The sequence below is a fragment of the Paenibacillus graminis genome (genome assembly GCF_000758705.1).
GTDB lineage: Bacteria > Bacillota > Bacilli > Paenibacillales > Paenibacillaceae > Paenibacillus_AQ > Paenibacillus_AQ graminis.
The window spans coordinates 3,243,024-3,264,349 of sequence record NZ_CP009287.1; the positions used below are offsets into that span (position 1 = coordinate 3,243,024).

Annotated in this window: 22 protein-coding genes and 1 riboswitch; of the genes, 13 read left to right on the forward strand and 9 right to left on the reverse strand. The window is 51.3% G+C overall.

The features are described from left to right. Positions 1-47: 47 nt before the first annotated feature. From PGRAT_RS13380 to PGRAT_RS31620, 4 genes are all read right to left on the reverse strand, one after another. Positions 48-1,100, reverse strand: a complete 1,053-nt coding sequence (locus PGRAT_RS13380; protein WP_025709248.1) for an ABC transporter substrate-binding protein — start codon at positions 1,098-1,100, stop codon at positions 48-50. Continuing rightward, positions 1,097-1,873, reverse strand: a complete 777-nt coding sequence (locus tag PGRAT_RS13385; protein WP_025709250.1) for an ABC transporter permease — start codon at positions 1,871-1,873, stop codon at positions 1,097-1,099. Before PGRAT_RS13385 ends, PGRAT_RS13380 begins: the two co-directional genes overlap by 4 nt. Further along, positions 1,854-2,648, reverse strand: a complete 795-nt coding sequence (locus PGRAT_RS13390) for an ABC transporter ATP-binding protein (RefSeq protein ID WP_036707258.1) — start codon at positions 2,646-2,648, stop codon at positions 1,854-1,856. The genes PGRAT_RS13385 and PGRAT_RS13390 overlap by 20 nt, the downstream gene beginning before the upstream one ends. Before the next feature lie 91 nt (positions 2,649-2,739). Further along, positions 2,740-2,843, reverse strand: a riboswitch (TPP riboswitch). A 79-nt stretch (positions 2,844-2,922) separates the two neighbouring features. After that, entirely contained in the window at positions 2,923-3,576 is a 654-nt protein-coding gene (locus tag PGRAT_RS31620) for a TetR/AcrR family transcriptional regulator (RefSeq protein ID WP_025709252.1), read from the reverse strand. A gap of 194 nt (positions 3,577-3,770) precedes the next feature. Between PGRAT_RS31620 and PGRAT_RS13400 the strand changes: the two genes are divergently transcribed. Beyond that, the gene (locus tag PGRAT_RS13400) at positions 3,771-5,291 is read left to right on the forward strand and encodes a DHA2 family efflux MFS transporter permease subunit (RefSeq protein ID WP_025709253.1); all 1,521 of its coding nucleotides are present in this window, start codon (positions 3,771-3,773) and stop codon (positions 5,289-5,291) included. A 474-nt stretch (positions 5,292-5,765) separates the two neighbouring features. Here the strand turns inward: PGRAT_RS13400 and PGRAT_RS13405 are convergent, their stop codons facing one another. Both PGRAT_RS13405 and PGRAT_RS34030 read right to left on the reverse strand, forming a co-directional pair. Continuing rightward, a complete protein-coding gene (locus PGRAT_RS13405) occupies positions 5,766-6,731 on the reverse strand; it encodes an IS3 family transposase (protein ID WP_202903649.1) in 966 nt (321 codons plus the stop codon). Continuing rightward, on the reverse strand, positions 6,638-6,955 hold the full coding sequence (locus tag PGRAT_RS34030) for a transposase (protein WP_025706610.1): 318 nt from the start codon (positions 6,953-6,955) through the stop codon (positions 6,638-6,640). The genes PGRAT_RS13405 and PGRAT_RS34030 overlap by 94 nt, the downstream gene beginning before the upstream one ends. A gap of 463 nt (positions 6,956-7,418) precedes the next feature. Here PGRAT_RS34030 and PGRAT_RS13415 point away from each other — a divergent pair, with 463 nt between their 5' ends. The 3 genes from PGRAT_RS13415 to PGRAT_RS13425 are packed head-to-tail and all read left to right on the forward strand — an operon-like array spanning position 7,419 to position 9,761. Next, positions 7,419-8,270, forward strand: a complete 852-nt coding sequence (locus PGRAT_RS13415; RefSeq protein WP_025703293.1) for an amino acid ABC transporter substrate-binding protein — start codon at positions 7,419-7,421, stop codon at positions 8,268-8,270. A gap of 56 nt (positions 8,271-8,326) precedes the next feature. Then, positions 8,327-8,995 (forward strand): amino acid ABC transporter permease, encoded by a 669-nt coding sequence (locus PGRAT_RS13420; RefSeq protein ID WP_025703294.1) that lies wholly within the window; start codon positions 8,327-8,329, stop codon positions 8,993-8,995. Between the two features lie 13 nt (positions 8,996-9,008). Further along, the gene (locus PGRAT_RS13425) at positions 9,009-9,761 is read left to right on the forward strand and encodes an amino acid ABC transporter ATP-binding protein (RefSeq protein WP_025703295.1); all 753 of its coding nucleotides are present in this window, start codon (positions 9,009-9,011) and stop codon (positions 9,759-9,761) included. A 143-nt stretch (positions 9,762-9,904) separates the two neighbouring features. On the opposite strand, the gene PGRAT_RS13430 is transcribed toward PGRAT_RS13425, so the two are convergent. Beyond that, positions 9,905-10,579, reverse strand: a complete 675-nt coding sequence (locus tag PGRAT_RS13430; protein WP_025703296.1) for an S-layer homology domain-containing protein — start codon at positions 10,577-10,579, stop codon at positions 9,905-9,907. A gap of 467 nt (positions 10,580-11,046) precedes the next feature. Here PGRAT_RS13430 and PGRAT_RS13435 point away from each other — a divergent pair, with 467 nt between their 5' ends. Continuing rightward, positions 11,047-11,520 carry a Fur family transcriptional regulator gene (locus tag PGRAT_RS13435; RefSeq protein WP_025703297.1) on the forward strand — a complete coding sequence of 158 codons (474 nt, stop codon included), beginning with the start codon at positions 11,047-11,049 and terminating at the stop codon, positions 11,518-11,520. A gap of 122 nt (positions 11,521-11,642) precedes the next feature. Here PGRAT_RS13435 and PGRAT_RS13440 read toward each other — a convergent pair whose 3' ends face one another. After that, entirely contained in the window at positions 11,643-12,323 is a 681-nt protein-coding gene (locus PGRAT_RS13440; protein WP_025703298.1) for a TIGR00266 family protein, read from the reverse strand. A gap of 295 nt (positions 12,324-12,618) precedes the next feature. Between PGRAT_RS13440 and PGRAT_RS13445 the strand changes: the two genes are divergently transcribed. Continuing rightward, positions 12,619-12,903, forward strand: coding sequence for a hypothetical protein (locus PGRAT_RS13445; RefSeq protein WP_025703299.1), 285 nt, complete (start codon positions 12,619-12,621; stop codon positions 12,901-12,903). A gap of 124 nt (positions 12,904-13,027) precedes the next feature. On the opposite strand, the gene PGRAT_RS13450 is transcribed toward PGRAT_RS13445, so the two are convergent. Continuing rightward, a complete protein-coding gene (locus tag PGRAT_RS13450) occupies positions 13,028-13,861 on the reverse strand; it encodes an AraC family transcriptional regulator (protein ID WP_025703300.1) in 834 nt (277 codons plus the stop codon). A 329-nt stretch (positions 13,862-14,190) separates the two neighbouring features. Here PGRAT_RS13450 and PGRAT_RS13455 point away from each other — a divergent pair, with 329 nt between their 5' ends. The 7 genes from PGRAT_RS13455 to PGRAT_RS13485 all read left to right on the forward strand — a co-directional run bounded on the left by PGRAT_RS13455 (position 14,191) and on the right by PGRAT_RS13485 (position 21,119). Then, complete coding sequence (locus tag PGRAT_RS13455) at positions 14,191-14,958, forward strand: sugar phosphate isomerase/epimerase family protein (RefSeq protein ID WP_025703301.1); 768 nt, start codon at positions 14,191-14,193, stop codon at positions 14,956-14,958. After that, on the forward strand, positions 14,951-16,048 hold the full coding sequence (locus PGRAT_RS13460) for a Gfo/Idh/MocA family protein (protein WP_042266738.1): 1,098 nt from the start codon (positions 14,951-14,953) through the stop codon (positions 16,046-16,048). The genes PGRAT_RS13455 and PGRAT_RS13460 overlap by 8 nt, the downstream gene beginning before the upstream one ends. Before the next feature lie 150 nt (positions 16,049-16,198). Beyond that, positions 16,199-17,263 carry a Gfo/Idh/MocA family protein gene (locus PGRAT_RS13465; RefSeq protein WP_025704188.1) on the forward strand — a complete coding sequence of 355 codons (1,065 nt, stop codon included), beginning with the start codon at positions 16,199-16,201 and terminating at the stop codon, positions 17,261-17,263. Positions 17,264-17,300: 37 nt separating this feature from the next. Further along, complete coding sequence (locus PGRAT_RS13470) at positions 17,301-18,269, forward strand: sugar phosphate isomerase/epimerase family protein (protein ID WP_025704189.1); 969 nt, start codon at positions 17,301-17,303, stop codon at positions 18,267-18,269. Between the two features lie 3 nt (positions 18,270-18,272). Continuing rightward, complete coding sequence (locus PGRAT_RS13475; RefSeq protein WP_025704190.1) at positions 18,273-19,253, forward strand: phosphotransferase family protein; 981 nt, start codon at positions 18,273-18,275, stop codon at positions 19,251-19,253. 113 nt (positions 19,254-19,366) lie between these two features. Then, on the forward strand, positions 19,367-19,906 hold the full coding sequence (locus PGRAT_RS13480; protein WP_025704191.1) for an HXXEE domain-containing protein: 540 nt from the start codon (positions 19,367-19,369) through the stop codon (positions 19,904-19,906). A gap of 142 nt (positions 19,907-20,048) precedes the next feature. Continuing rightward, entirely contained in the window at positions 20,049-21,119 is a 1,071-nt protein-coding gene (locus PGRAT_RS13485) for an ABC transporter ATP-binding protein (RefSeq protein WP_025704192.1), read from the forward strand. The last annotated feature ends 207 nt before the right edge of the window (positions 21,120-21,326 follow it).

Genomic DNA, 21,326 nt, shown 5'->3' on the forward strand with positions numbered 1-21,326 from the left:
AGGGTGGAACTGTCGTCTGTTGTATCTCGTGCACATTGCAGCACAACTCACAAATTGATAAAAGCCTCCTGCGTCTTGAAATCGCCATTCAGCAGTCCGTTGTCATTCAGCCAGGCCTTAACCTTGTCCCAGGATGCGGGGTCCTGATAGCCAAACGGCTGATCGCCGGCATCCATCAGGGGAAGCAGAAGCTCCAGGCTTTTGATTTCGATGTCTTTGTCCAGGGGAGCGGTAGCATCCTCGTGAGCCATTAGAAGGTCCAGCGCCTCCTGCGGGTGCCCGGCAACAAATTGCTGTCCTTTGCGTGCCGCCGCTATGAACTTCTCGATGTAACCTTCAGAATTCTGCAAGCCCGGATCGCTTGCAACCAGAACCAGCTCGTAGTAGTCGGGAACACCGTAATCCGTAGGGTCCAGCGAAATGACCGGATGCCCTTCCTTCTCCAGAATCAGCTGCTCATGATTAATGAATCCTCCGATAATTCCGTCTACACGTCCGGTTGAAATGGCCGGAATCAGGTCAAAACCCACATCGATCAGCTTCACTGCGGACGGATCGCCGCCATCGCTTTTGACCATTGTTTTCAGCATAGCTTCGTATAAGGGAACCGAAGAGTATCCGGCATTTTTCCCAGCCAGCTCTTTCGGGCTTTTGATCCCGCTGTCCGCCGGTAACATCAGATGGTTCAGCGGATGCCGGACGATGGCGGCGACAGACTTCACCGGAATCTGTTCTCCCCGGGCCATCAGCACCTGCGGCTGGTAGCTTAAGGCCAGATCGGCTTTGCCGGCGGCTACCAGCTTCAAGGCATCATTGCTGTCAGCGGGCATCTGGATATCCACATCCAGGCCTTCCTCTTTGAAATAGCCATTCTGTTGTGCGGCGTACAGGAAAGAGTGAACGGCGTTTGGATACCAGTCGAGCATAATCGTTAGCTTGTGGGGCTGCTGGGCGTTCTCTGCTGAAGCGGAGCTGGTTGGAACAGCATTGTTGCCGCCTCCACAGCCGCTTACTGCAATAGCAAGACATAGAAGCAGCGGTAGGGAGAGCAAGGAAAGACTCTTGTTACTAACGGGATGTTCAGAGGGAAAGATGTTCATCGATGAATGCCTCTTTTCTGCAAAATATATTTTTCGAGCAGCTTAATACTTAGGAACAGAACAATGCCGAGTACGGATAAAAGAAACACAGCGGCGAACATCTCAGCACTTTGCAGATTGCCCGCCATCCGGCGGCTAAAATACCCGAGTCCCCGGCTGCCGCCCAGCCATTCCCCGATCGTTGCGCCAATCACACAGTAGACAATTGAGAGCTTGAGTCCCGAAAACAGCGAGGGCAGTGCCGGAGGAATCTCGGTTTTCCGCAGAATCTGCCAGCGGTTCGCACCAAGTGTGAGCAGCAGCTCTTTGTACACCGCTCCGCTTTTGTGCAATCCGTCATAAGTGCCGATAACGACCGGAAAAAAAGCGGTCAGGAAGACCACCGCTACCTTGCTCCACAGCGTATAGCCAAACCACATAATAAAAATGGGGGAGAGCGCGATCAGCGGAATCGTCTGGCTGATGACCAGCAGGGGGTACAGCGCTTTCTCCACCGGAGAGAACATATGCATTCCCGTACCCAGCAGCACACCGCAGCACACGGACAGCGCAAAACCCAACAGCACCTCCTGCAGTGTAGCAGGCAAGTGTTCTCCAAAGAGCAGCAGCCTCTGCTCCAGCATTGCCGTCCATATGGCCGTAGGGGCCGGAAGAATGAAGGCAGGGACAAGCTTCAGCCTGGCTGCGCTTTCCCAGAAGGCAAGAGTCAGCAGCACCAACAGGGCAAAGGGGCCATATTCGTGCAAAAACTTTCTAAGATAGGTGCGTGTCATACAGCCTCCGTTCCAAATCCGCCCGCAAAGCAGCAAAATGCGGTTCATAATTCATGCGGTAATGCCTGGGGCGCGGAAGATCTACCAGGAATTCCTGTACACCGCCGCCAGCGCCGCCGGACATTAGATAGATCCGGTCACTGAGGAGGAGCGCCTCCTCCAGATCGTGGGTGATGAACAGGACGGTCTGCTCCAGACTGCCCCACAGCTCCAGCAGCCAGCGGTGAAGCCCGCGTTTGGTGATGGCATCCAGTGCTCCGAAGGGCTCATCCAAAAGCAAGAGCGTATTGCCGGCAGCCAGCGTCCGCAGCATAGCGATCCGCTGGCGCATTCCGCCGGACAGCTCATGCGGATAGCGCTGCTCTGTACCTTCCAGTCCAAAACGCTCCAGCAAATTACGGATACTTTTTACCGCTTCCGTTTTACTGCCTGTTCTGTTCAGCTCCCAGGGAAGCAGGCAGTTGTCCAGCACGGTTCTCCAGGGCAGCAGCAGATCCTGCTGGGGCATATAGGCAACCCGTCCCAGGCGTGATGAAGGATCGGCGGATGTCGTTCCCAGAACTTTAAGATCACCGCTGGTGTGCTGAAGCAAGCCGGCGATGATTTTGAATAATGTGCTTTTACCGCAGCCGCTGGCACCGACCAGAGAAATGAATTCCCCTTGGCGCACATCCATTGTCAGACCGCTGAATACCGGCGTCTCCGGAGATGTGCCGAAAGAATAGGACAGGTTCGTCATTGAGATCATATTCGTATGTACTAAGCCTCCTTTCATTGCGCGGCAACACAATAAAGACCCATCTGTCTCAAAGTGGAGACAAATGGGTCTGAAAGGTTCAGGCAGTAGACGTATAGCGGCACCGCTGATCGTTTCTGTTCCACTTCCCTCCGCTGGTATGATCCAGATCAGGTTCCAAGGGTCCGAAGCTTCAAGCTTCGTCTCAGTCGGCAGACTCCCCTAGTGAAATAGCAGGTCAATATTGATATTCGCAATTGCTAATTAATATAGCATATTCAGGCGGGTTGTCAAAGGATCTGTGCCGGAAAGGTTAAGTCCGTTGGATTCCAATGACGAACAGTGCGAGGACGCCCTTAGAGATTTCCTCTTTGGTAGAGCTGTGCAGCTTCTGTTGGTAGAGGTAGAGATCAGGGCTCAATACGGCAATAAGGGCGGTAGCGGCAAATTGCGGATCGACCGCAATCAGCAAGCCATCATCCGCGGCCCGCCGGATGCGCTGGGTCATCACTGCGTTCAGGCGGCGGAAAATCGGATGCTCGAACTGAGTAAGCTGTTTCTTGCCGGTGAACTCGGACTTAATCATCTGCAGCAGCTCAGCGTGCTGGTCTATGAAATCAACGACCTGCTCAATACTGCTCTGCAGGTCTTCCAACGGGGCAGAAGATCCGGCTGTGGCCTGCAGCTCCTGTTCCAGACGGGAAAGAAAACGCTCGGAGCTGGTTGAGAGCAAGGCAGAGCAGATTTCGCCTTTGTCCGTGAATCTGCGGTACAGCGAACCCTGGCCGATTCCCGCCCGCTTGGCGATGCTGAACATACTGACCGCCTCTAGGCCGTTCTCGGCAAACAATGCCTCTGCAGCCTCAAGAATCCGCTGGACATAAGGGTCCTGATAATCCCTGGCGGGTACCGGAGGTTCTTTTGCTGGTTTGTTGGTTGGTCTGCGGTCTGGTTCGTGTGAATTCATGGCAGGCTCCTTTCGGAAATGCAGCATCTATATTAGAAAAAAATGAAAATTAAATTGACAGTGCGGACAATTGTCCGTACACTGAAAAAGCAATACCGGACAATTGTCCGTTCGTATCATTTATTATATAGATAAAGCTGCGCAAAGGTCAATGTACGCCTACCGGAGCAGTTCAACTTAGGAGGAGATAGAAGATGGAGCAAGCGTTGAAGTCGGATGCCGATTTTCGCCTGTCAAGCATTCTGGTTCCGCTGCTGGCGATCATTGCCGGTGTGTTCATGGTGGTGCTGGACAGCACGGCGATGAATGTGGCTTTGTCCACACTAGTCAAGGATTTTCATACGGATCTAAATACTCTGCAATGGATCGTGACCGGATATATGCTGGCTCAGGCCTCAGTGATTCCGTTGTCCGGCTGGCTGTCTGACCGGTTCGGAGCCAAAACTGTTTTTCTCGCCGCAGTTATTGTATTCACCATCGGCTCTCTCCTCTGTGCCACCCCGAGCCGTGCGGAATGGCTAATTGCATTCCGTGTGCTGCAGGGACTGGGGGGAGGCTGTGTGCTTCCCGTTGGGATGGCTTACGTGTATAAGCTTGCTCCCAGGAGCAAGGTTGGCGTTGTTATGGGAATCATGGGGATTCCGGTGCTGTTTGCTCCGGCGATCGGCCCTGTACTGTCCGGCTGGCTTGTGGAGTACCATTCCTGGCGCTGGATTTTCCTCATTAATATTCCGATTGGCATCATTTGCCTGCTGATCGGTTCCCGGAAGCTGCCCAGATCAGAGCGGACCCAAGTACCGGGCATGGATAAGCTCGGGATGATTCTCGGGCCTCTGGCCTTTGCCTCCCTGTCGTACGGTGTCAGCCAAGGTGCGGATAGCTGGACCTCAGACAAAACACTGATCGGGTTATCCATGGGCGTGCTCGCCTTAATCGCTTTTGTGATTGCAGAGTTTCGCTCGGAGACCCCGCTGTTGGAACTGCGGATTCTGCGCTCCGGCGATTTCAGCACAGGCATTCTCGTACAATGGATTGCCCAGTTCGGCTTATACGGCGCATTGTTTCTGCTTCCGCAATTTCTCCAGCAGGCCCGCGGCTTCGGAGCTTTTGATACCGGTCTGACGATGCTGCCCCAAGCCATTGCATCCGGACTGATGATGCCCATTGCCGGGATTCTATTCGACAGGATAGGTGTCCGCTGGCTGGTGGTTTGCGGTCTTAGCCTTGTCTCTGGTGCCTTATTCCAATATTCGCATGCAGATCTTGCCACACAGAGCAAAGACCTGATCCTGCCGCTGATTATGTGCGGCGCGGGCATGGGGATGATGGTAATGCCTATGAATACCCATCTTCTGAACAAGGCCCCAAGCCACCTGGTGAACCGGGTTACTTCTCTGACCAACTCGATGCAGCAGGTAATCAACTCTCTGGCGGTATCGACACTGGTCACCATCCTGACCTCAAGGGCGGCAGCGCGCGGGGCGGAAATGCAAGAAGCTGCGGCTGCGGCCGGGAAGAATGCGGCGAATGCTTCTCCCGAAGCGTTGAAGCTAGCTGCACAAACTGTACTTGCCAAAGGGTTTGACGATACCTTTCACATCATGATCTTCGTAGCGCTGGGCGGTGCTGTGCTGGGTCTGCTGCTGCGGAGAGGGCGCAGAGTCAGACAAGACGGTTCTAAGACCGAGGTGCAGACTGAAATCATGCACGGATGATTTTTTATGAATACAAAACCCCGTTCACCGGATAGGTGCTAACGGGGTTTTGTCGTTTGAGAAATGATAAAATCATAAAAATGAAGAGATCCTGGAAGTTTAAGGTGATATAGGCGGTGCTTGAGGCTTGGGTACCATCCGCGTGGTGAAGCGGACAGATTGGACACCATCGGCGGAGTTTAAGGGGCAGGTTGGGTGCCATCAGGAGAGTATAGCGGACATGCAAACCAAAAGATGCTAATCTTGTCTCTTGCATAATATTTCCGGGCCTCGTGTCCTCGTGCACTCGAAGCCCCAGTAGCTCCGTAACCTCGCTTTGTTATTCAGTAGGGATATCCCTTAGCGCCTTCCGAAGAAGCAGCTGTACAGTGCCAGTTGGAAAAAGGGAACTTATTTATCCCCAAAATCAGCAAATGGAGAGCATGAAGTGGAAAAATGGACTTCCGTCAAGAAAGTGGACACAAAAAAATAGATTTAGGCAGTCTTTCTCTTCTTGAACTTCGCTGCAAATTGGGCAGGGGAAACATAACCCAGCGCACTGTGGATTCGCTTGCGATTATAAAAAAATTCAATGTACTGGAACATCTCGTCCTGCGCGTGCTGCTTCGTTTTGAACTTGGTGCAATAAACAAACTCTTTCTTTAGTACGCTATGAAAGGATTCGATGCAGGCATTATCATAGCAATTTCCCTTACGGCTCATGCTCGCCTTCATGTGATATTTTTTTAGACGTTTACGGTAATCGGCAGAGGCGTACTGTGATCCCCGATCGGAGTGATGGATGAGTCCCTTTGGGGGCCGCTTGGCCTTGTAGGCGTCGTCCAGTGCGCCCAGTACCAGATCCGTCGTCATTCGTTCCTCCAGTCTCCAGCCGACAATTTCTCTCGTGCAGAGGTCGAGCACACTGGCCAGGTACAGCCTACCTTGCCGGCAGGGAATGTAGGTAATGTCTGTGACCCAGACTTTGTTAGGCTCGGCCGTCGCAAATTTTTGATTCAGCAGATTGGGAGCAATGGGCAAATTGTGATTGGAATCCGTCGTTTTTACACGAAACCGCTTGGCTACACAGGAACGTAATCCGAGCTCTCGCATGTATTTTCCTACCGTCCGCTCGCTAATGGTGAACCCTTCTTTCAGCAAAAGCTCGGTAATTTTGGGGCTACCATAACGTTGTCTGTTGTCCTTGAAATGATAGATGATCCGCCGGAGCACCAGCGCCTTACGCTCGGCTTGAGGGCTCGAGGTAGCGCTTCGCCATTTGTAATACCCGCTCCGGGACACTTCAAAAACGCTGCACATCTTCTCCATTCGAAACTCGGAGCGATGATCTTCGATGAACTGAAATCTCAGTTCTTTGGTTTGCTGAAGATGTGCACAGCTTTTTTTACGATGACGAGCTCCTCTTCGACGTCTGCAATTCGCTGCGCCCTTGCCTGTAATTCTTTTTCTTGTTCCGCCAGTCGCTGCTCAAGTTCGCGAACCTTTTCCGCACTGTTTACAGGTTCATTCCCGAACTCCCGATACTTTGCCAGCCAGTTGTGCAGTACGCCAGGGGAGATGCCCAGCTCCTCCCCAATCTCCGTCACCGTCTTCGTCTGTTCCTGAATGTACTTGACCGCTTCTCTTTTAAATTTTTCATTATACCGTTGCCGTTGTTCACCCATGTGAACACCTCCTCGTTAAGTTCATTATTCATACTCTCTTAACGGGTGTCCACTTTTTATTCTACTTTCAAAAGGAAACTTAACTGGGCATTATTAGCTCGTCGGGAGTGATGTAAGCTAAATTAGTTGCCCTTTTTCCACTTTACCTGTGGAGAATAGGGAGTTCGAGCAAATTAGTTATCCTTTTTCCACTTAAATTGGCCGAAGGATTATATGGTTTGTTGGCCAAACGTTATTTTGGCCGTATGTACTCTTTTTCCCGCTGGTGGATTTAGCGGTGTTTTGGGCAAACTAACACAACTCGGCCTGTAAATTCGGAGGCCTGGGACTATTAAAACGGTTACAAATATAATTCCGATGTTTATAATCGGAAAAGTTCTTGACTCCGCTGACACGCCGGTGTTACTATTCAACTTGCCGGGAAAGCCGGAATATACAGAGATGATGAGAGGGGTTAACTATTATGAAAAAACTAAGTCTGACTATCCTGATGCTGCTTACGGTGGTACTGGTAGCGGCATGCGGCAATAATACCAAAAATACGGCAGGAAATAATACAGCTGCCAAATCCTCTGCGGCTCCGGCTGCAGAAGCTTCAGCTCCTGCGGCACAGAACAGTCTTGATGCGGTCAAAGCAAGCGGCAAGCTCCGTATCGGAACTGAGGGCACCTATGCACCGTTTACTTTCCATGATGCCTCTGGCAAACTTACCGGATTTGATGTGGAAATCGCTGAAGAGGTGGCCAAGCGGCTGGGAGTAAAAGCGGAATTTTTTGAAACCCAATGGGACGGCATTTTTGCCGGGATGGATGCCAAGCGCTTTGATGTTATTTTCAATGAAGTTTCGATTACGGATGAGCGTAAGGTGAAATATGATTTCTCCGATCCGTACATTGTCTCCAAGGCGGTATTGATCGTTGGTGAGAAGAATGAAGATATTAAGACTTTTGCTGACCTGAAAGGCAAAAAAGCCGGCCAGTCTCTTACCAGTAATCTGTCCGATATCGCCCGCGAGAACGGTGCGGAGATTGTGGTTACCGACGGATTCAACCAGGCGATTGACCTGTTGACCTCCGGCCGGATTGATGCAACCGTGAATGACGGACTGTCCTACCTGGATCTGAAGAAGCAGAAGCCGGATGTTAAGATTAAAGTTGTCGACGAAATCCCCGAGGGTTCCCAGAGCGCTGCTGTCTTCCTCAAGGGCAACGATGAGCTGGTAGCGGCAGTGAGCGAAGCGTTGACAGCAATGAAAAGCGACGGCACGTACCTGAAGATTTCCGAGAAATACTTCGGTGCTGACGTTTCCAAATAATAACGGATGGACCAGGCGGCTCCGGCCGCCCGGACTCCGAAAAGGATGTCTGATCAATGGATGACCGTAAAATACAAATTTTCCTTGATTCCCTGCTGCCCCTGCTCAAAGCCGGGGTGGCTTTTACCATTCCGCTCGCCGTAGTTTCCTTTATTCTGGGACTGCTGCTGGCTATTTGTACCGCACTTATCCGGCTCTCGCCTTGGACTTTACCGAAGCTGATCGCCCGCTTCTACGTCTGGATTATCCGCGGAACGCCTTTGCTAGTACAGCTGTTTATTATTTTCTACGGGCTGCCGGCGGTGGGCATTATCCTTGATCCTTTTATAGCTGCGACCATCGGGTTCACGCTCAGTGTAGGGGCTTATTCCTCCGAGATTGTGCGGGCTGCAATTCTGTCCATACATAAAGGCCAGTGGGAAGCTGCATTCTCCGTAGGGATGACCCGGGCACAGGCGCTGCGGAGAGTCATTCTCCCCCAGGCAGCACGTGTTTCGGTTCCGCCTCTGTCGAACTCTTTTATCAGCCTGGTCAAAGACACCTCACTTGCCGCGACGATTACTTACGTAGAAATTTTCAAAACAGCCCAGCAGATTACGGCAACCTCCTATGAACCGCTGCTGCTCTATAGTGAAGCCGCCTTGTTCTACCTGCTGTTCTGTTCCGTGCTGTCAGTTCTGCAAAATTACCTGGAGAAGCGGCTCGACCGTTACTCGGCAAGATAAAGGAGGAGTACCTGTGATTGAAATTCGTGATTTGCATAAATCCTTTGGGCCCCTCCAGGTGCTGAAGGGTGTCAGTCTTACCGTGGAGCCCGGCAAGGTACTGGTTATTATCGGTCCTTCAGGCTCCGGTAAAACAACCCTGCTGCGCTGCTTCAATCTCCTGGAACAACCTGACAGAGGGAGCCTGACACTGGGCGACATGAAGCTGGAATTCACAGCGGGAGGCAAAATCCCGCAGCGTTCTGTGCTGGCACTGCGCCAGCGGACCGGGATGGTCTTCCAGTCTTACAACCTCTTCCCGCATATGACGGCTCTGGGCAACGTGATGGAGGGCCAGGTTACCGTTCAAAAACGCTCAAAAGAGGAGGCGCGCAAGCGGGCCGTTGAACTGCTGACAAAGGTTGGCCTTGCCGATAAAGCGGATGCCTATCCGCATCAATTATCCGGCGGCCAGCAGCAGCGCGTAGCCATAGCGCGGGCGATGGCCGTGGAGCCGGAGGTGCTGCTGTTCGATGAGCCGACCTCGGCGCTTGATCCGGAGCTGGTAGGCGAGGTGCTGAAGGTGATCAAGCAGCTTGCTTCGGAAGGCATGACTATGGTCATCGTCACCCATGAGATGAAATTCGCTGCGGATGTGGCGGATCAGATTATTTTGATGGATGGCGGTGTGATTCTGGAGCAGGGCAGGCCGGAGCAGGTGCTGGAGCATACAACCAACCCGCGCGCGCTGCAGTTCCTGAACCGGATTAGCGGCGAGGAGATATAGTCCGGCCCGCACGAGCAAATAACAGTACTCTGATCAATAGGGAACATCAAAAAGGCAGTCCGGGGGAATCCGGAACTGCCTTTTTGAATTGCCCATCCGTCATTCCATCCCCAGGGAAGCGGGTGTGGAATGCAGAACCTTGTTTAGCTCTGTGGCGCGGTATCTGTTTTGGATTTCAGGTAATCTAGTGCGTTGTAGAGCATAACGGCCGCTTCGGCGCGGGTGATTTCTTTTTTTGGATTGAAATTGCCGTTTGCATCCAGAGCGTTGATGTTGTATTTCAGCGAGCGCTGAATGCTGCCCTGGAAAGAAGGCTCCAAGGCGTCAGCGTCGGCAATATCTGCTGGGACAATATTGATCATCGGCAGATTGCCGACCTTTTCTATGCCCTGGACCAGCAGGTTGGTGAATAATTCCTTGGTCATTGGCTTCGAGGGATCAATATCCGCAGCGATTTCAATCCCGTTGTAATGAGCGTTGACAAAAGCTTCCGCATACCAGGCATTGTCTTTCACTTTGCTAAAGGTGCCGCTGGCGAGTGGAGCCTTGTTGAAGTCGATAGCCGCCAGGCTCAATTGAAGACCTCCGGCGATAAACTGAACTCCCTGAGCGGTTGTTACTTTGGAGCCGGGAAGGAACTGGGTGTCGGAGATGCCTTTGATCAATCCTTGCTCCTTCAGGGAATTAATTTTGTCTTTGCCGGTTACGTTGTTGATATCCTTGAAGCTGCTGTCCGCGGCAAAGATGGGTCCGGCAAGCGAAAAAGTAAGAAGCGATACGCTGGTAATCGCTGCAAATGCGCATTTTTTGAAGTTCATTGTATTTCCACCTTTGTCTGTAGGATTCAGGCTGCTTAGCCATGTTCAACACCTCAGACGACTCAGAATATGGAAAGGTTGCAGGCAATTGATTTTCATATCTAAGAAAGTTTAACCCTTGCATTGGTTCTTGAAACAGCACATTGCGCTACGGGTATTTCCTGAACCTGGTTGTGAACAGCAGGGCCACCCCGTTCTCTTCAATCGCTGCTGACTTTAAAATATCCATGCCGATCAGATCGCGGAACATGTTAATTCCTATATAAGTTGAACATAAAGAATTCATAAAAGGGAAGAAGTGCGGAGGGGAAGTTTGGATACTTTCAAAGGTTAGTGCGGATTTTCGACGGGGAATGTTATAATGGTGTCAGGCTCTTTTCTTTGGTGGATATTTTTGTTATGCTTATTTCGTAACGATTACTAATTATTATCTCAGATTGCGCTTCCGGAAAGGTGGGAGACTACAAGTGAACCCGATTGCTAATATCAGTCAGCAGTTTGCTGCGCATCATTATAAATTAACGCCACAACGCGAGGCCATCGTCAGAGTCCTGCTTGATAATGAGAAGGATCATTTAAGTGTGGAAGAGGTATACATGCTGGTGAAGAACAGTTACCCGCATCTTGGACTTGCGACGGTATACCGTACCCTGGAATTGCTGTGTGAGCTTCATATTGTAGAGAAGATGAATTTTGGGGATGGCGTAGCCCGCTATGATTTGCGGGGGGATGATCATGCCCATATGCACCATCACCTCATATGCAATGTGTGCGGCAGGCTGGAGGAAATCAAGGACGATTGGCTCCTTGAGCTGGAGCTGCGGCTGGAACGGGAATACGGCTTCAACGTCACCGATCACCGGCTGGATTTCAAAGGCACCTACAATTCATGCAAGCGGAACGGCTGCAAAGGGGAAAAGTCATGCCAGGCTGTCTCCTAAAGCAGCTGCAGGCATGACGCTTTTGGATAAAAGGCGGAGAATGTAGACAGCAGCATGTACACACCATAAAACGGCATTTCAAGAGTCAGCAACTGTGCTCTGGAATGCCGTTTTTATCAGGTCTAGGGTCTGGAAGGAACAAAGGATTTGATCCATGTTCCGAAGCTGCCCGGATTGCGGGATTGCACCAGCACTACGCCCTCGCCGCGGAACCGGCAGACCAGCGCTTCTCCGCTCGTCAAGCTGTTCAGCCAGCCTGAGGCGGCTTTTTCCACCTTGTAATCCATATAATCCGGCCAAGCCACCAGATGCCCGTTGTCGATGATCATTTCTTCGCCTGGTTCCAGATTGATTGCATGAATAGCCCCGAACGATGAGAGGAACACGGTGCCGCTGCCGCTGATCTCAATAATGAAAAATCCTTCCCCGGAGAACAGTCCGCGCGTCAGATTCTGCATCTTTGTGTTGACCTGAATGCCATGGGTTCCGGCGAGGAAGCCGTCCTTCTGCACATACAGCTTGTACGATCCGTCAAGCTCAATGGCCTGAATGTCACCGATGGCGCCGGGAGAGAGCAGCACTTCACTTTGTCCCCGCGTTGCCGTCAGCTCCTGGAAGAAAAATTTCTCGCCGCTGAGCATTCTGCCCAGCCCCCGCATCAGGCCGCCGTCAACGGTTCCCCGGAGCTCCACACCCGGCGACATGGCGACCATAGCTCCCATCTCTGCTTTTACACTTTCACCCGGATTCAAATGGACCTTAAGCATGGCAAAAGCACCTTCGTATAATACGTCGTATTTCATGGGTTTCCCTCCGCATTCATAAGTTACAGTTACAGGCTCTCCCGGCCTGGTGGAGCCGCATAAAAAAAATTCCCGGACGATCGCAATGTTACATGGAACCTTCCTTTTGAAGGGGATGCTTGTACCCATCAAGGATACTGTACCCGCAGCTGCTTGTGCAAGCGTACACCGTTAGGCGGGACGATTATAATCAACTTTACCGGGTAATTCACATCAGATTATGTTAAAATTAAAATATCAGCACGTTCAAAAAAAGGAATGCTGATCTAATTAACAAATGAGGAGTGTAGCCCCTATGGCACGCACAAAAACCCAAAAGGCTCTGCTCAAGGCAGAACGCTCAGGCACCTGGTGCGCGGAACGAAACCGCAGACTCAATGATCATTACGGAGCCATCTCCCAGCATGTCCGGGTTACCCCGAGCAAGCAGCAAAAACTGAATAAGGTCAAACACAAGGAGCGGATCTTTCAGGATGGCGCTCCTTTTGCTTGTCCAGGGGAGCAAATGCCGGCTCCTCAGTTAGTAAGATTCTCGAAGGGCAGAATCAAAGGTATAAATACCTTTGATTGGGCGGTGTAGGCACAGCAGAATGAAATCAGAGGTAAAAATACCTTTGATTGTGCGGTGTAGGCGCAGCAGAGTGAAATCAAAGGTAAAAATACCTTATATTGGGCAGTCTAAGCACAGAGGGTTGTATTCCCCCTTACGGCAGCGAGGCCGTTTCTGCTTGGCGGCTGTAGGCGCGGTACTGCTTGGGGGACATTCCGAACCGGCTCCGGAACAAGCGGTGAAAATAAGTGTAGTTGGCGAAACCGCAGGTTTCGGAGACATGCTCCAGCGGCATGGGGCTGAAGGTAATCCGCTCCCGGGCCATATCCAGCCTGACGTCGTTGACATACTTGACAATGGTGGTGCCAAAAGCCTCCTTGAACAGATGAACCGCCCGGGAGACGCTGATATCCACATGTCCGGCCACATCCTCAAGACGGAACGGATACGCGGCATGCTCCTCTACATATTGCTTCATACGGTAAGCCAGATAGCCTTTGGGTGAAACTGCAGGCTGTTCAGACATCAGCCGGTCAATTTCCAGGCATAATATCTGCAGATAACAAGCTGAAATTTCCGGCGAGGGGTTGGACAGGCGGCGCTGCTCCAGCACGATTTGGCGGAAGAGGCCAAGAAAATAGTCGCTGAGCGGCATGGGAAGGACCAGCGGCCGCTGCTTGCGGGTCCACCATTCCTCGATCCAGGGTCCCCCGCAAAAGATATGATAATCACCGCTCTCAATCCGCGGCTTGCCTACGGGATAACTCTCTTTGTCGATGCTAAGGTAATAAGGGTCGCTTGGAGCGAACAGCATCAGGTCGCCGCTCTCTACGGTGGTCAGAACGCCGTTAACCATTGTCCGGCTGCGGCCTTCAGTCTGCAGGCGCAAAAGATAATAATAGACACTGTCACCGCCCGACATATGGAATGGCTTGCGGTGGACGGAAAATCCGGCGGATAATACATGGCAGGGTGCAGTTTGTGTCATAGGTCCTCCAGGACATCATAATGTGAATTTAAAATGATAAGCAGATTGTTCATGTTTTAATCATATTCTTCATTTTATTATATACGCTTTCATATTACTATGTACCTGAGCAAAAAAACATATAAATGAGGTACATGGGGCTTCATAGAGGCTCTGAAAGCTACATAGGCAATCTCAGCGGAAGCAGAGGGATATGGATGCAGATATTGGACATCCAGGTGCTTGCAGCCCTTTTGTTCATGTGAGGTACATCATGTGGGTCCTTCAGGGACAATATGAAGCGGAATCGAAGTGTAAGTGAATCCAGACCTAATAGGAGTGAGACGAACATGCTTAAGATCGGCTTGCAGCTGTATACGCTAAGAGAAGAACTGGAACAGGATTTCGAAGGGACGATCCGCAAGGTTGCGGAGCTTGGATATGCCGGTGTGGAGTTTTTCCACTTTTTTGGCCGGACCGCAGAGGAAGTGAATGCGCTGCTGCAGGAAACAGGACTCACCGCGCTCGGCGCGCACCGTCCATATGATGCGATGCTGAACGACACGGAGCAGGAAATCAGCTTCAATCTGTCTATTGGTAACCGTAACCTGATCGTGCCATATTTGACTGAAGAGCAGCGGAATTGGGATGAGGTTGCCGCTAATCTGCGGAAGATTGGGGAGCAGTGCAGCGCTCGTGGTGCCGTTCTTTCTTATCATAATCATGATTTTGAATTCATAGAGCAATTTGGCGGACGAACCGCTTTTGACGGCATTTTCGAGGAAGTGCCTGCGGATCTGCTGCAAGTGGAAATGGATACCTGCTGGGTGTATTATGCGGGTTATGACCCGGTAGAGTATATTCACAAATACGCCGGGCGCCTGCCGATTATCCATCTGAAGGATATGAAGAAACGTGAAGACGGCTCGGCTGAGACCGTTGTCCTGGGTGAAGGGGAAGTGAAGCTCGAAGCCATTCTGGAGGCTGCGGATGCAGCGGGAGCGGAGTGGGCAGTAGTGGAACAGGATTTTTGCAGCCGTTCACCGCTTGAAAGTGTTGCAGACAGTATGAAATGGATTACTGCATATGCCAAACAAGGAGGAAAAGTTCATGTCTAACAAACTCAAAATTGCTATTATCGGTTGCGGTGGTATCGCAAACGGCAAACATATGCCAAGCCTTTCCCGTCAGACCCATGCAGAAATGGTGGCTTTTTGTGACATCATAGAGGAACGGGCACAAGAGGCGGCGAAAACATACGGTACGGAGGATGCAGTCGTATATACAGATTTCCGTGAGATGCTGGCCGCTGGCGGATTTGATATCGTACACGTATGCACACCCAATGACAGCCATTCCGTAATTTCGATAGCTGCACTGGAAGCCGGTAAACACGTAATGTGCGAGAAGCCAATGGCCAAAACAACGGCACAGGCTCAGGAAATGCTCGACGCTGCACGCCGTACAGGCAAAAAACTCTCGATTGCTTACCAGAACCGTTACCGTTCGGACAGTGAATATCTGAAGGGGCTATGCGAGAGTGGCGAGCTCGGCGATATCTATTACGGGAAGGCGATTGCGCTGCGCCGCCGTGCAGTTCCAACGTGGGGGGTATTCCTGGATGAAGAGAAGCAGGGCGGAGGCCCGCTGATCGATATCGGGACACACGCGCTTGATCTTACACTGTGGCTGATGGATAATTACAAACCGCGTATGGTAGTAGGCTCTACATTCCACAAGCTGGGACAGAAGAAAAACGCAGCGAATGCCTTCGGTCCATGGGACCCGGAACAATTCAAGGTGGAGGATTCTGCCTTTGGCTTCATTACTATGGAAAATGGGGCTACAATCTCCCTGGAATCCAGCTGGGCGCTGAATGTATCGGAGTTTCGTGAAGCCCAGACCCTCCTGGCCGGTACCGAGGGCGGCGCGGATATGAAGGACGGATTGCGTTTGAACGGAGAACGTGCCGGCCGTCTGTACGAAACCAAAGTAGATTTGTCCTCCGGCGGTGTTGCCTTCTACAGCGGAGGTACCGAGAGTGAATCTGATCGCGAAGCCCGCCTATGGCTGGAAGCCGTAAGCGAAGACAAGGAACCGGTGGTTAAGCCGGAGCAGGCTTTAGTAGTTACACAAATTCTTGAAGCAATCTATGAATCCGCGCGCACGGGCCGTGCGGTGTACTTCGACGGAAGCTCAGACAAATAACAAGTGGCAAAGTTATACAACTGAACTGGAGAATTGCGTTTAGGCTGCAGTAACGAAGGAAATGTCCAACCACTTACCTCAGTTACGAACAGATGGTATGATTAATCTTCAGTTCAGTTTTACAGATCTATCGAAACAGGAGTGGAGACCATGAGTTCACACAAGCATACGATCGTCATCGTTGGTTATGGCGGAATGGGAAGCTATCACACACAATTGATTGAGGAGAACGGCCGTCTGGAGGTGGCCGGAACATTCGACCTGCTTGAGGAACGACGCAGTGCTTCCGAGGCGGCGGGGTATACCGCCTATGCCAGCTATGAAGATGTCCTGGCAGATCCGAAGGTTGGGACCATACTGATTGCAACGCCTAACGATGTGCACAAGGAGATTGCTCTTGCTGCGTTCAGAGCTGGCAAGCATGTGATCTGCGAGAAGCCGGTCGCGATGTCCTCGGATGAGTTCATTGAAATGACTCAGGCGGCCGAGGCTGCCGGACGTGTGCTGATGGTTCATCAGAACCGGCGGTGGGATGAAGACTTCCGGGTCATCAAGGAAATGTACGACCACGGGACAATCGGATCGTTGTTCCAGCTTGAATCGCGAGTGCACGGAGCCAATGGCATTCCCGGCGACTGGCGGCATATGAAGGCGCAGGGCGGCGGCATGCTGCTGGACTGGGGCGTTCATCTTCTGGATCAGCTGCTGTTCATGATTGACAGCAGGGTAACCAGTGTAAGCAGCAATTTGAGCTTCGTTCTGGGGAATGAAGTGGACGACGGCTTCGAGGCCACTCTGCAATTTGAGAATGGCGTCAAAGCTATCGTTGAAGTAGGCACGACGAATTTTATTACCCTGCCAAGATGGTACGTCAAGGGGACGGAAGGCACAGGAATTATTGAAGACTGGTCTCTAACGGGACGAATCGTCACCCGCAACCAGGAAAGCGAAAAACTGGAGCCTACTCCGATCCGCGCCGGTGTGGGTCTGACCAAAACCATGGCGCCTCCGTCAGAGGGAGCAACGATAACCGAAGCTCTGCCTCCAGCGGCAGAGCTGTCGTCCAGCTTCTATACTAATTTTGCCGATGTTATTGAAGGCACGGCTGAGCCCATTGTCAAAAATCCCGAGGTGCTCCGCGTGCTGAAGCTGATTGAAGCGATATTTGCGGCAGCGGAAACCAATCAGACGATTAAAGACTTCGATAGGTATTGAAATGAACTTATTAACTTGAACGAGAGGCGGCAGATCAATGAAACTTGGCGTATTTATGGTGCTTTTCGGCGGTCGCAAGCTGGAGGACGCGCTGGATTATGTAGCTTCCAAAGGACTAAAAGCAGTGGAGATCGGCACAGGGGGCAACCCCGGCAACAGTCACTGCGATCCTAAGCTGCTGCTGGAGAATGAGACAGCACTGAAGGAGTTCAAGCACGCTGTAGAGTCACGCGGCCTGATGATCAGTGCCCTGAGCTGCCACGGCAATCCGCTGCACCCGCAGAAAGAACTTGCCCGCAAGGATCACGAGGATTTTGTGAACTCGGTAAAATTGGCGCAGAAGCTTGGTGTTCCAGTAGTTAATACATTCTCCGGCTGCCCTGGCGACCATGAAGATGCCAAATACCCGAACTGGCCGGTTGCTCCCTGGCCTAACGATTACCAGGAAATTCTGGCATGGCAATGGGAGAACAAAGTGATTCCGTACTGGACGGAGTGGGGCGCATTCGCAGCACAGCATGACGTGAAAGTTGGCCTTGAGCTGCATGGAGGATTCTCGGTGCATACACCGGCTACGCTGCTCCGACTGAGAGAGGCTGCGGGCGAAGTGATCGGCGCGAATCTGGATCCGAGTCATATGTGGTGGCAGGGTATTGATCCGGTGCAGGCGATTCATATCCTTGGACGCCAAGGCGCGATTCATCACTTCCACGCCAAGGATACGGTGATTGATCCGGTAAATGTGAATATGTACGGAGTGACCGACATGCAGTCCTACACCAATATGCTGGACCGTGCCTGGCAGTTCCGTTCGGTGGGTTACGGCCATGAGGTAAAGGTATGGGCAGATATTATCAGCGCACTGCGGCTTGTCGGCTACGATTATGTGGTCAGCATTGAGCATGAGGACGGGCTGATGTCGGTCGAAGAAGGGTTCTCCAAAGCTGTGGATAATCTCCGCCAGGTGCTGATTGAGGAACCGCTCGCTGATATGTGGTGGGTCTAGTCCATGGAGAGCTTCACTAAGGTCCATTTGGATGATCAGCAGCTTAGAGCCTTAGCAGCAAGTACATTTGGAACAGACACAGCCATCATCAGCAGCAAGGAGCTGACGGGCGGTTTTTTTAATACAGCCTATGATCTTGAATTATCTGACGGCAGATCTGTAATACTGAAGGTTGCGCCCGCAGGAGAGACAGAGACACTGAGCTACGAAAAAGACATCATGCGCGCCGAGGTAGAGGCACTGCGCCTGGTTTTGGCTGCGGGTAAGGTGCCTGTTCCGGCTGTTTACGGCTTTGATGAGAGTCTGAGATTGATTCCAAGCCCTTTTTTCTTCATGGAAAAGGTGGGAGGCGATCCATATAATGAAGTCAAAGATAATCTCCCGGAGGAAGTAAGAGTCTCCATTGAACGGGAAGTGGGGCAATACCAGCGCCTGATCAACGGGATTAAGGGAGAGCGCTTTGGTCTTTTTGGACAGTCGCCGGATACACCGACAAAAACATGGCGCGAGACCTTCACCGCGATGATTCATAGCGTGCTTGACGATGGCCAAAGGCTGGGTGCCGTGCTTCCGGCTTCCTGTGACGAGATCAGGCAGGGCCTTGAGGGATTTTTACCGGCTCTCGAGGAGGTGACCGAACCGCGCCTGATTCACTGGGATCTGTGGAATGGAAATATTTTTGTCAAAGATGGTGCAATTGTCTCGATTATTGACTGGGAACGTGCGCTGTGGGGGGATGTGCTGATGGAGTACTACTTCCGGCACTTTGAGAATTCTCCGGCGTTCTTCGCGGGATACGGGGCCACGTTTGACAGCCCGAATGAGCAGCTTCGCATCAAGTTGTATGACTTGTATCTTGACCTGATCCTGGTTATTGAGTGCTATTCCCGGCAGTATAAAGATGAGAATCATATACGCTGGGCTTTCGAGAATTTGCAGGAGACTTTGAAGGCGTTTGTGGGCAACGATACAATAAAAATATAACTATTTAAGGCGAAGGCCGGTTCTCTATGGAGACGCCGGTCTTCTTGCCTGTACATTGCAGAAATGGACCGGAACGGGTGCCAAACCGCTATAGAAGGAGACGGGATAAGAGCGTGATCCACTGGCTGAATCTTCATATCGATCAATCAAGCTTATTATGGCTGCTGCCCATTTTATTTATGTTTCATGATTTCGAGGAAATCCTAACGGTAGAGTCCTGGGGGATCAAGCATGGCCCGGGAGTAGAGGCTGCTCTTTCAGCGGGAAAGTGGAACCCATACCGTTCTATGCTGCGAATGACAACTAGGAATTTTGCGGCGGATGTGCTGTTCGTATATATTCTGGTGGTTGCGGTCACCGGTGCTGCTGTGTTTTTTTCTTTTTACTGGCTGTATTTGGCTGTACTTGCCGTCTTCCTGCTGCATGTTTTTACGCATTTGGGACAAAGTATTGTTCTGAAAATATATACACCAGGTGTGGTAACTGCAGTGCTGGTCGCATTCCCTTACTCCTTGTATGCCTTCTACCGCTTGCTAAATGACGATACGGTCAGCTGGGCGGATGTCTGCTGGTCTCTGCTGCTGATGGCGCTGCTGGCTCCCCTAATCGTCTGGGGGCTGGTGAAGAGCAGGCAACGCCATAAGCCGGTATGAACACGCTTGCTGCGGAAGCACTGGTTTTCAGAAAATTCTTGACGTATGGATACAAAGATAGATAAAATAATACTTATTGCGTGTTTTTTTAAGTATTGAGAATTATTATCGGCATTTGAAAAGAAATTGAGAGGGTGACAGGATGGAGCGCCTTTTAGAGGTAAAAGATCTGGCTATATCATTCAGAACACGCGGAGGCGAGGTTCAAGCAATCCGTGGTGTAAGCTTTCATGTCAATAAAGGGGAAACACTGGCGATCGTGGGCGAATCCGGTTCCGGTAAGAGCGTAACTTCGCAGGCTGTGATGAAGCTGGTTCCCCAGCCGATGGGTGAATACAAACGCGGACAGATTCTGTTCGAAGGGCAGGATCTGATCGGTAAAAATGAGAAGCAAATGCAGAAGATCCGCGGGAAAGAGATCGGGATGATTTTCCAGGATCCGATGACCTCGCTGAACCCGATGATGAAGGTCGGCAGGCAAATTACTGAAGTGTTGTTCAAGCATGAAAAAATCTCCAAAGATGCGGCGTACAAACGGGCTATCGAGCTGCTCAATCTGGTGGGTATTCCATCACCGGAGCGGCGCTTCCAGCAGTATCCGCATGAGTTCAGCGGCGGGATGCGCCAGCGTGTGGTTATCGCCATGGCACTGGCAGCCAATCCTAAGCTTCTGATTGCCGATGAGCCGACTACCGCGCTCGACGTGACAATTCAGGCGCAAATCCTGGATCTGATGAAGGATATTCAGAAGAAAATCGACACCGCGATTATCTTCATTACCCATGACCTTGGAGTTGTGGCCAGAATGGCAGACCGTGTAGCAGTTATGTATGCCGGCCAAATTGTTGAAATGGGAACAGCAGAAGAAATTTTCTATGACCCTAGACATCCGTATACATGGGGGTTGCTGGCTTCCATGCCAAGTCTGGAGAGCAAAGGCTCTCTGCTGACTGCCATTCCGGGAACGCCGCCGGATCTGATCAAGCCGCCGAAGGGCGATGCTTTTGCACTCCGCAGTACTTATGCGATGCAAATCGACATGGAGAAAGAGCCTCCAATGTACAAGGTCTCGGATACGCATCTGGTGAAATCCTGGCTGATGCACCCGATGGCACCTGCAGTGGAACCGCCGGAAGTGGTCAAAAAGAGACATCGTGTGCTGAGCAATGTATATTCCGAGCCAGTACTGGTGAACAATCCCAGCGAGTATTAATACGCTGCTGGTGCATAATAGAGGAATCAGCGTCAAGCCGTTTACTGGCTTGGCGCTTTTTTGTCGTAGTCGTATATGCAATCGAAGATTGCATTAGACTCGGGTAACGATAGGATGATGATTGGCTGAGGGTGGTAATAACTTTATATAAACATAAAATAAAACTAATATATCTAAATAAAAGTATTGACTATTTTACATTTTCCC